This window comes from Mesorhizobium intechi (genome assembly GCF_002879535.1).
In the GTDB taxonomy this organism is placed as follows: domain Bacteria; phylum Pseudomonadota; class Alphaproteobacteria; order Rhizobiales; family Rhizobiaceae; genus Mesorhizobium; species Mesorhizobium intechi.
Map to the genome: position 1 here is coordinate 1 of NZ_PNOT02000227.1, position 10224 is coordinate 10224.

Annotated in this window: 10 protein-coding genes; 2 read left to right on the plus strand and 8 right to left on the minus strand. The window is 64.1% G+C overall.

The annotated features are described in order from the left end of the window. Positions 1-157: 157 nt before the first annotated feature. The 4 genes from C1D09_RS19935 to C1D09_RS19950 all read right to left on the minus strand — a co-directional run bounded on the left by C1D09_RS19935 (position 158) and on the right by C1D09_RS19950 (position 3665). The gene (locus C1D09_RS19935) at positions 158-850 is read right to left on the minus strand and encodes an HAD-IA family hydrolase (protein WP_425463425.1); all 693 of its coding nucleotides are present in this window, start codon (positions 848-850) and stop codon (positions 158-160) included. A 267-nt stretch (positions 851-1117) separates the two neighbouring features. Beyond that, positions 1118-2491, minus strand: coding sequence for an aspartate aminotransferase family protein (locus C1D09_RS19940; RefSeq protein ID WP_143975925.1), 1374 nt, complete (start codon positions 2489-2491; stop codon positions 1118-1120). 13 nt (positions 2492-2504) lie between these two features. Continuing rightward, complete coding sequence (locus C1D09_RS19945) at positions 2505-3344, minus strand: GNAT family N-acetyltransferase (protein ID WP_143975926.1); 840 nt, start codon at positions 3342-3344, stop codon at positions 2505-2507. A gap of 162 nt (positions 3345-3506) precedes the next feature. Continuing rightward, positions 3507-3665, minus strand: coding sequence for a hypothetical protein (locus C1D09_RS19950; protein ID WP_246135813.1), 159 nt, complete (start codon positions 3663-3665; stop codon positions 3507-3509). Between C1D09_RS19950 and C1D09_RS19955 the strand changes: the two genes are divergently transcribed. Continuing rightward, positions 3664-4332 (plus strand): haloacid dehalogenase type II, encoded by a 669-nt coding sequence (locus C1D09_RS19955; RefSeq protein ID WP_143975928.1) that lies wholly within the window; start codon positions 3664-3666, stop codon positions 4330-4332. The genes C1D09_RS19950 and C1D09_RS19955 overlap by 2 nt on opposite strands. A 16-nt stretch (positions 4333-4348) precedes the next feature. Continuing rightward, entirely contained in the window at positions 4349-5623 is a 1275-nt protein-coding gene (locus C1D09_RS19960) for an NAD(P)/FAD-dependent oxidoreductase (protein WP_143975929.1), read from the plus strand. A 12-nt stretch (positions 5624-5635) separates the two neighbouring features. On the opposite strand, the gene C1D09_RS19965 is transcribed toward C1D09_RS19960, so the two are convergent. From C1D09_RS19965 to C1D09_RS19980, 4 genes are all read right to left on the minus strand, one after another. Next, positions 5636-7093 (minus strand): NAD-dependent succinate-semialdehyde dehydrogenase, encoded by a 1458-nt coding sequence (locus C1D09_RS19965; RefSeq protein WP_143975930.1) that lies wholly within the window; start codon positions 7091-7093, stop codon positions 5636-5638. A 17-nt stretch (positions 7094-7110) separates the two neighbouring features. Further along, positions 7111-8154, minus strand: a complete 1044-nt coding sequence (locus C1D09_RS19970) for a tartrate dehydrogenase (RefSeq protein WP_143975931.1) — start codon at positions 8152-8154, stop codon at positions 7111-7113. Positions 8155-8164: 10 nt separating this feature from the next. Continuing rightward, positions 8165-9628, minus strand: a complete 1464-nt coding sequence (locus tag C1D09_RS19975; RefSeq protein ID WP_143975932.1) for an aldehyde dehydrogenase family protein — start codon at positions 9626-9628, stop codon at positions 8165-8167. Positions 9629-9776: 148 nt separating this feature from the next. Further along, positions 9777-10130 carry a cupin domain-containing protein gene (locus tag C1D09_RS19980; protein ID WP_143975933.1) on the minus strand — a complete coding sequence of 118 codons (354 nt, stop codon included), beginning with the start codon at positions 10128-10130 and terminating at the stop codon, positions 9777-9779. Positions 10131-10224 lie beyond the last annotated feature (94 nt).

Consider the following 10224-nt stretch of genomic DNA (forward strand, 5'->3'; position numbering starts at 1 on the left):
CTTTAGAAGCTCGCGGCGGCTCGCGCCCCGCCGGATGGCGTTTTCGACCATGGCATCGTCGGCGCTGGTCCAGTTCGTGATCTTGTCGGTCATGTTATTCCCCTTTCTGTTTGTTTGGTCGGGATGCTCGTCTTGTCGCGGCTTTCCGGGCTTTGGCTCAGGCTCGTTCCTTCAGGCTTTCCCGGACGGCCGCTGCAAGGGCGGCCATCGAGGTGAAGTGGTGGTCTGGCACGGTGAAGCGCTCGGGCTCGATTGTGCCGCCATAGCCCGTCTGCGCGTGTCGGCGTTCGATCCAGCAATTCGTCATGCCAAGCGCGCGGGATATGCCGATGTCGTGATACTGGCTTTGCGCGACGTGCAGGATGTCGTCCTTGCTATCGCCCCTTGAGGCGACGAAATCGAAGACCTTCTGGAAAAAGGCCGGATCCGGTTTCGCCGTGCCGGTATCGTCGGCGGTGAAGGTGGCGAAGAAGGGCGATCCGAGCTGCCTCTCGAAATGATCGAGCGCCCAGCGCCGAGCATTGGTCATGGCAATCAGCTTGTGGGATTTCGCAAGCTCAGCCAATGCCGCCGCGCTGTCGGGGAATCCTTGCCAGGCTCTGGCAGAGTCCCGCAGTCGGACGCCATATTTCTCCTCCGCCGGCAGGCCGAGTTGCGGGGCGATGACGATGTAGACACGCACGAGATCGTCAGGAAACAGCCCCGCATCGGGCATGTAGCGGGCCTGCCGATACAGGGCCAGCGCGGCTTCGCCGTCGATGGCAACGCCAGCCTCGGCGGCAATCCCGGCCAGGCAGGTCGTAATGCCGCCTTCGAAGTCGATCAGCGTGCCGACGACGTCGAAGGTCATGTATTCGAATTCGCTAAAGCCCCTGGCCAAGACTGGCTCTCCTCTGCGCGCGGCCGAATTCCATGGTGCCGAACAGAACAAAATTCCGTGCTATCCGGAGCATCGGCCTCTTCAAAAGCCCGACAATTCGTGCCTTCTGGCCTTGTCTTAAGAGCAGTCTGGCACTTCCCCCGCGCTGAATTCGCCGAAAAGGCGTGAGGGGGCGGCACAAAATTGCGAAATCGTCTGCCCCGGCGCTATTTCGAAACACGCGGTATTCGTCGCCGCTCATGCAAGGGCCTTGCGAACATCGGCATCGTCGAGCGTCTGGTCGAGCGTCCGGCGCGTGCGTTCGATGATCGCATCGATGTCGTCGTTGGTGCAGCAGAGCGGGGGAGCGTAGCCGAGAACCCCGTTGGCAAAGGCGCGGATGATGAGACCGTTGTCCCACGCCCTGTCGAACACGCGGCGCGCGGGCATGGCCGATGCGGGAAGCGGCGTCTTCTCCTTTTTGTCGACCACCAGTTCGATCGCGGCGAGCATGCCGCGACCGCGGACATCGCCGACGAGAGGATGGTCGCTCAGGCCCGCCAATCCCTCCATCAGGCGCGCGCCGGCCTTGATGCCATTCTCCAGAAGGCCGTCTTCGTAGAGCTTCAACACTTCGAGCGCGACAGCGGCGCTGACGGGATGGGCCGAATAGGTGTAGCCGTGGCCGACCGCGGAAGTGCCCGCGCCATCGGCGATGACGTTGTAGACATGATCGGTCATGAACACCGCGCCCATAGGAACATAGCCGGAGGTCAGGCCCTTCGCGGTCGTCATGAAGTCGGGAACGATATCCTCCTCGGTACAGGCGAACAGGGGGCCCGTGCGACCGAAGCCGGTGATTACTTCGTCGGCGATGAACAGGATACCGTATTCCTTGCACAACTCGCGTATCGCCTTGATCCAGCCCCTCGGCGGAACGATGACGCCGCCCGAGCCCTGGATTGGTTCGGCATAGAAGGCGGCGACACGATCGGGACCGATCTCCTCGATCTTGGCCTTCAGCGCCGCGAGCGATGCGGCGGTGATCGCGTCGCCGTCTTCACCCACCGGGTTGCGATAGGGATAGGGCGAGGGGATCTTGTGCTGCCATTCGAAGGGAACGCCGAAACCGGCGTGAAAGGCGGGCAGGGCGGTCAGGCCTGCGCCGACCACCGACGACCCGTGATAACCCTGTTCGATGGAAATGAACTGGTCGCGTTTCGGCTCGCGCCTGGCATTCCAATAGTAACGGACGAAACGAATCGTGCTGTCAACGGCGTCAGACCCGCCCAGCGTGAAGTAGACGTGATTGAGATCGCCCGGCGCACGCTCGGCCAGTTCCGACGCGAGACGGATGGCCGGCTCGGAGCCGAGGTCGAAATAGGCGGTGGCATAGGCAAGCTCGCGCATTTGCCGGGCCGCCGCCTCGACGATGCTGTCGTGGCCGTAGCCGGCATTGACGCACCACAAACCCGCGAAGCCATCGACGAGTTGCTTGCCGGATGCGTCGGTAACGGTCGCCCCCTTCGCCGATTTCAGCACGCGCACGCCGAGCGCCTCGTGGCCGCGGTATGACGAGACCGGATGAATGAGATGGGCGCGGTCGAGTTCGACCAATGAATTGGCGAGCATTGTTGTCCTCCGGTTAGCCGAGCGCCTGGTTGGCGAGGGCGTAAACTTTTGGCCTGGCCTGTTCCGATGCCTTTCTGGCTGGGCGATCCATGGCCACGCCGCCGCCGACATGGACGAGGCCGACTTCCGTCAGCCAAGAGGCGATGCCGGTCATGCTGCCGGTATCCACGCGCAGGAAGGCACCGGCGCGCTGCGCGGCGAAGAAGCTGATCAGGGCTTTGGCCGCCTCGGCACCTGCCGCGATCACCGGACCGACCACCTCGCCGCGTCCGAAAGGCCGGATTGCCGCATAGCCCTCGATGGCGCCATTGCGGCGGATGACCGCGAATTGCCCCCGCTCCGCCAGCGCGTCGATCAGAGCTTCACGGTCTGCCCCATAAGCGTCACGGTCCAGCGCCTTGATCTCCGGCAGATCGTCGGCGCTCGCGGCTTCCACGCCTTCCGGCAAGCCAAGCTCCGCAACCTTGCCTTGATGCTGCAGGATGGTGCCGGAGGGCACGAAGCCCAGCCTCTCATAGAGAGGCATGCCGACCGCGGTCGCGACCAGCCGCAGTGGACGGTTGCCGGCAAGGGCGAAGGCTTGTTCCATGAGCTTGCGCCCGAGCCCCTTGCCGCGCGCGTTCTTGTCGACGATCACCATGTTGATCATGGCGCAATCCATGCCGTACGGCGTCACCAGGATGGTGCCGGCGACCCGGCCGTCGTCGTCAAGCGCAACCGCGCCGCTCGAAAGCTGCAGCGCCATCTGCCAGTCCTGCGGGCGATGCGGCCAGTTCTCCTGACGCGAAAGCGCCACTGCGCCCTCTATATGGTCAGGCCCGAAGTCCCGGATTTCGATCTCGCTCTGCTGCATGAGGCATCCTTCCGTCTGCCCGCAAGTCTCGGTCATTGGCGCGCCGCAGATCGTCTGAAGGTCTCGGTCTCCGCGACATCTTTCGCCTTTGCGCGGGGCGTGCGCCGCATCTTCTGCTGGCGCCAGCCGCGGCGGATGCGTTTTCAGGTTGCGGAGGCGCTCTCATTGGCGGTCAGGATGCAACAGCGTGCCAAACCGGGCAGCTGATACGGTACTTTCTGCTTTCTGGAGGCTCATTTCGGTCAGGTGGTCCGCTGCCTGCCGGCCTATGATGAAATGCATCCCAAAGCGGGTATGCTTCCACCGGAGATCGTCGTACATGGCTTCTTTCAGGCCCAAATACATCACCTTCGACTGCTATGGCACGTTGACCTTTTTCCAGATGGCGGAAGCGGCCCGCGACCTCTACGGCAGCTTACTCGACGAGGCGCGCATGCAGGCGTTCATCAAGAACTTCGCCGCCTATCGGCTGGACGAGATTATGGGCGACTGGAAACCCTATGCCGATGTCGTCCACAATGCGCTCGAGCGCGCCTGCAAGCGCAATGGCGTCGCCTTCAGCGCCGACGATGCCAAAATGATCTATGAACGTGTCCCGACCTGGGGGCCGCACGCGGACGTTCCGGCCGGCCTGGCGAAGGTCGCCAAGGAAATCCCGCTGGTCATCCTGTCCAACGCCATGAACGCGCAGATCATGTCCAATGTCGAGAAGCTCGGCGCACCGTTCCATGCCGTCTACACGGCCGAACAGGCGCAGGCCTATAAGCCGCGCTTCAAAGCCTTTGAATATATGCTCGACATGCTGGGCTGCGGTCCCGAAGATGTCCTTCACTGTTCATCGTCGTTCCGCTACGACCTGATGTCGGCGCATGATCTCGGTATCAAGAACAAGGTATGGGTCAACCGCGGCCACGAACCCGCCAATCCCTACTACGGCTACACCGAGATCGCCGGCATTTCCGGTCTTCCCGGCGTGGTTGGGCTTTGAGACAGGCGGATTGCCGATGAAGCTGGTTTCCTACTGGCACGACACCGCCCCGGTCTTTTCCGGCGGCGCGCAAGGCCCGGTCGAGGGGCACTACGATACCGCCATCATTGGTGGCGGTTTCACCGGTCTCGCCGCAGCGCGGCAATTGGCGAAGGCCGGCTCCAAGGTGGCCGTGCTGGAAGCGGAGCGGGTGGGCTGGGGCGCATCCGGTCGCAATGGCGGCCATCTGAACAATGGCCTCGCCCACAGCTATCTTTCGGCCAAGGCCGAGCTCGGCAAGGAACGCGTGATCGCGCTTTATCGGGCGCTGGACTCATCCATCGACACCATCGAGGCGCTGGTTGCCGAGGAAGGTATCGACTGCAATTTCCGCCGCGCCGGCAAGCTGAAGCTCGCCTCCAAGCCGCAGCATTTCGAGGCCATCGCCCGCAACTTCGAAGCCATCCATGCCGAGGTGGATCCGGAGACGGCGTTGCTGTCGGCTGCTGATCTCAAATCCGAGGTCGGCTCGCCCTTCCATGGCGCGATGCTGTCGAAGAAGAGCGCCATGATGCATATGGGCCGTTATGTGGCGGGTCTCGCCACGGCCGCGGCGCGCCATGGCGCCGTCATCCACGAGAACACCAGGGTGACCGGCCACAAGCAGGCAGGCAACCGGCATGAGCTGACCACGTCGCGTGGCCGCATCAGCGCCGACAATGTGCTGGTGGCGACCGGCGCCTACACCACGCCGAATTTCGGCTATTTCCGCCGTAGGCTCATCTCGGTAGGCAGCTTCATCATCGCCACGCGGCCGCTCAGCGACGCCGAGATCACTGCCACCATGCCGGGCAACCGGACATGCGTGACCTCGATGAACATCGGCAACTACTTCCGGCTGTCGCCCGACAGGCGCCTGATCTTCGGCGGTCGCGCACGCTTCTCGGCGACATCCGACCAGCGTTCCGATGCCAGGAGCGGACAGATTTTGCGGGCAAGCCTTGCGGCGATCTTCCCGCAACTCGCCGGGGTCGAGATCGACTATTGCTGGGGCGGGCTGGTCGACATGACCAAGGACCGCTTCCCGCGCGCCGGCTACCATGATGGGGTCTGGTACGCGATGGGCTATTCCGGCCACGGAGCGCAGCTTTCGACCCATCTCGGCATGATCCTGGCCGATGCCATGCTCGGCCGCGAGGACCGCAATCCCGTGAAGGGGCTAAAGTGGCCTTCCATTCCCGGTTATTCGGGTAAGCCGTGGTTCCTGCCGATGGTTGGCCTCTACTACAAGGCGCTCGACCGGATTCAGTGATTGGGGGCCGCTTCAGCCCAGCCCGCCCATGTGAAAGCTCTTCATCTCGAGATATTCCTCGATGCCGGCTTGCGCGCCCTCGCGCCCGAGGCCGGACTGCTTGACGCCGCCGAAGGGCGCCACTTCCAACGACACCGCGCCGGTGTTGAGCCCGACCATGCCGAACTCCAGCGCCTCGCCGACGCGCCAGGCGCGCTTCAGATTCTCGGTGTAGAAGTAGGAGGCAAGCCCGTAGGGCGTGCCGTTGGCGAGAGCGATCGCTTCTTCTTCCGTTTCGAAACGGAAAAGCGGTGCCACCGGACCGAAGGTTTCCTCGCCAGCAAGCTGCATGTCTTTTGTGGCGCCCGTCAGCACCAGCGGCGCGACATACTGAGGACCTTCCGGCAGCACCGGCTTTTCGGTGACGATCACAGCACCTTTGGCAAGCGCATCCTCGACGTGGCGGTTGATCTTCTCGACCGCCGCCATATTGATCATCGGGCCGATGGCGATGCCGGGCTGCGTGCCGGGCCCTACCGTCATGGCGTTGACACGGGCCGTGAGCTTCGCTGCGAACGCGTCATAGACGCCGGCCTGGACGAGGATGCGGTTGGCGCACACGCAGGTCTGGCCGCCATTGCGGAATTTCGAGACAAGCGCGCCCTCGACGGCGCAATCGATATCGGCGTCGTCGAAGACGATGAACGGGGCGTTGCCGCCGAGTTCAAGGCTGAGCCGCTTGACACCATCGGCCGCGCCACGCATCAGCAGCGAACCGACCCGCGTGGAGCCGGTGAAGGAGATCTTGCGCACGGTTTCGTTCGCCATGATCTCGTTGCCGATGTCGGCCGGCATGCCGGTGACGATGTTGATGACGCCGGCCGGGATGCCTGCCCGCTCGGCAAGCACCCCGAGTGCCAGCGCCGAATAGGGCGTGAACTCCGACGGCTTGATCACCACCGTGCAGCCGGCGGCCAGCGCCGGCGCGACCTTGCGGGTGATCATCGCATTGGGAAAATTCCACGGCGTGATGATGCCGCACACACCCACCGGCTCTTTCAGGACGATGATGCGGCGGTCGGATGTGGGCGAAGGGATGGTGTGGCCGTTGATGCGTCGCGCTTCCTCGGCGAACCATTTGACGAAGGAGGCGCCATAACGGATCTCGCCTCTGGCCTCGTCCAGCGGCTTGCCCTGTTCCGTGGTCAGGATCAGGGCCAGATCGTCCAGGTGGGCGAGCATCAGGCCATGCCAGGTCTCCAGGAGGCCGGCACGCTCGGCGTTGGTCTTCTTCCTCCAATTTCCATAGGCGGACGCCGCCGCCTCTATGGCCGCACGGGTCTGCGAACCGGCCATGTCTGGAACCGTGCCGATGGCGGACTGGGTCGCCGGATCGATGACATCGACCGTCTCGCCGGAGTCGGAAACAACCCATTTGCCGCCGATCAGGCCGGCTTCGCGGAAGAGGTTCTGGTCTTTCAGGTTTTTCATCGAGAACGACCTTGCAATCAGACGAGCGCGGCGACGACGGCGGCCGTCATGGCTTCCGTGCGATCCTTGCCGGGGATTGTTCCAATGCCTCCGGCAGTTGTCGCCTCGAGCGCCTTCATGACGCGGTCGGCAGCAGCTGCTTCGCCGAGATGTTCGAGCATCATCGCGCCCGACCAGATGGTGGCGATCGGATTGGCGATGCCGAGATGGGCGATGTCCGGCGCCGAGCCGTGCACCGGCTCGAACATGGATGGCGCCGAGCGGTCGGGATTGATGTTGGCGGAGGCGGCGTAACCCAGTCCGCCCTGTATCGCCGCGCCGATGTCGGTCAGGATATCGCCGAACAGGTTGGAGGCGACGACCACGTCGAGGCTTTCTGGCGCCATGATCATGCGCGCGGCGAGCGCATCGACGTGATAGCTGGTCACTTCGACGTCCGGATAATCTGGCGCCAGCTTCCTCGTGATCTCATCCCAGAAGACCATCGAATGCTTCTGCGCGTTGGACTTGGTGACAGAGGCGAGTTTGCCTCGCCGTGACCGTGCCTGCTCGAAGCCGAAGCGCAGGATGCGCTCGACGCCTGCCCTGGTGAAGATGGAGGTCTCCACGGCGACCTCGTTCTGCGTGCCTTGGTGCACGCGACCGCCGGCGCCGGAATATTCCCCTTCGGTGTTCTCGCGGATGCACAGGATGTCGAAGCTTTCAGCCCGCAGCGGGCCCGTGACGCCAGGCAACAGTCGATGAGGCCGGATGTTGGCGTATTGCACGAACGCCTTGCGGATAGGCAGCAGCAGGCCGTGGAGCGAGACGGAATCCGGTACCTCTGCCGGCCAGCCGACCGCGCCAAGAAGGATGGCGTCGAAGCCGCGCAACGTCTCGATGCCGTCCTGAGGCATCATGCGGCCTGTCTCCTTGAAGAAGCGGCACGACCAGGGAAATTCGGTTACAGTCAGGGCAAAGCCGGACTGCCTGGCCGCCGCTTCCAGCACCGTCCAGGCGGCGGCGGTCACAACGCGGCCGATGCCGTCACCGGGAATCAGGGCAATCGAGTAGGATTTCATCGGCATCTCTTCACAGGCTGATCAGGACGCTCTTGGTCCTGCGATTGGCGAGATAGGCTTCGCGGCCAAGGTCCTTGCCGATGCCGGAGCGCTTGTAGCCGCCGGTTGGCAGGATATGGTCGCGCGAGCGGCTGTAGCGGTTGATCCAGATCGTACCCGCCTCGAGCTTGCGCGCGAAGCGGATCGTGCGGGATAGATCGGAGGTAAACAGGCCGGAAGCCAGCCCATAGATCGGATGGCTGGACAGCGCCAGCGCCTCTTCCTCGGTCTGGAACCTCTGGACGGTCAGCACCGGGCCGAAGATCTCCTCGACGATCGCGGGATTGGCCTGTTCGACACCGGCAATCAACGTCGGCGTGTAGAAATAGCCGTGGTTGTCCATGGCGCTGCCGCCGATCAGGCATTCGCCGCCGGCCCCGACCGCCGCCCGCACGATGCCGTGGACACGTGCCCGCTGCCGTTCCGAGATGATCGGTGAATACTGCGTCGCCTCGTCCCAAGTCGGGCCGGGCCGCACCGTTTTCATCTTATCCACGATGGCCGCCGTCAGCCTGTCGGCCACGCTCGCCTCGACGATCAGGCGCGTGCCGGCGACGCAGGCCTGGCCGGCGTTGAAGGTGACGCTGCCCGCGATCGCCGCCGCCGCCTTGTCGAGATCGGCATCCTCAAAGACGATCTGCGGGCTCTTGCCGCCGAGTTCCAGCGTCATCGGCTTGACGCCGGTGCGGGCCACATTCTCCATGATCGCCGAACCGGCGCGAGTTGAGCCGGTGAATGAGACCTTGGCGATCTCGGGATGGCCGGTCAGCGCCGTGCCGGTCGTCGGACCGTCGCCGAGCACCACGTTGATCAGCCCGGCCGGCAGGCCGGCCTTTACGGCGAGCTGCGCCATATAGACAGCCGAAAACGGTGTCATTTCAGATGGCTTCAGCACGACCGCATTGCCGGCGGCGAGCGCCGGGCCAAGCTTCCAGCCGGCCATCGAGATCGGAAAATTCCAGGGCGTGATCGCGCCGACCACGCCATAGGGCTCGCTCATGATCATGCCAAGGGTGGCATCGTCGGTGGGCACAAGCTCGCTGCCCTCCTTGTCGGCGAACTCGGCGAAAAAGCGGATCTGCTCGGCGGTTATGGCAATGTCGCCGGCGATAAGCTGGCCGACGGGCCGCGTCGAGCACAGCGCCTCGATCTTCGCCAGCGTCTCGGCTTCCGCCTCGATCAGCTCAGCCCAGGCCTGGAGCGCCCTGGTGCGCTCGCGCGGCCGAACGCCGCCCCAGTTGCTGGCCTTGAGGGCCGCCCTGGCGCTTTCCACCGCACGGTCGACCATAGCGACGCCGGCCACGGGGCTGGCCGCGTATGCCTTGCCGTCCGACGGTCGGCGCATCTCGATCGCGCCCTCGGCCGCGATCAGTTCCCCGCCGATAAAATGGCCGACGGGAAGGGAGACGGTATCCGGGTCGAAGCTCAAGCCCATGGGCGCCCACTCTCAGCTGCTCTGGAGGAGCCTAGCGCGAGCAACAGCGCAGCATGCACCGTTCGACGATCGGTCGCGGATGATTGTTGCGTGCTGGCGACGAGGGACGGCAAAATCTGTTGCGGAGGCGCCGGCCGGCCAACCCCTATTACCCTACGGTGACGTAGATCTTGCGCACCGTTTCAATGGTCTTCCAGACGCCGGTGAAGCCGGGCTTCATCACGAAGCTGTCGCCGGCGCGGTAGGTCACCGCCTCGCCACCATCGGGCGTGATTTCAATCACGCCGGCGAGGATGTGGCAGAACTCGAAAGTCTCACCCTTGACCGAGCGCGTCTCGCCCGGGGTCGCCTCCCAGACGCCGGTATGAACCAGGTCGTCCTTGGCCGCATCCTGCGCCCAGGTCTTGAAGGCCGGGTCGCCGGCGATCAGCCGCTCGGGCAAGGCCTTGGATTGACGTGGATCGAAGGACGGGTCGGTATCGACGGTCTTGAGCAGGGACAAGGGGACGGCCTTTCTGGTTGGATTTCAATAACCGCGCGACCGGTCGACGAGCCCGATAGGGTCGAGCCCGGCGCGGTGGCGCCTGATGTTGTCG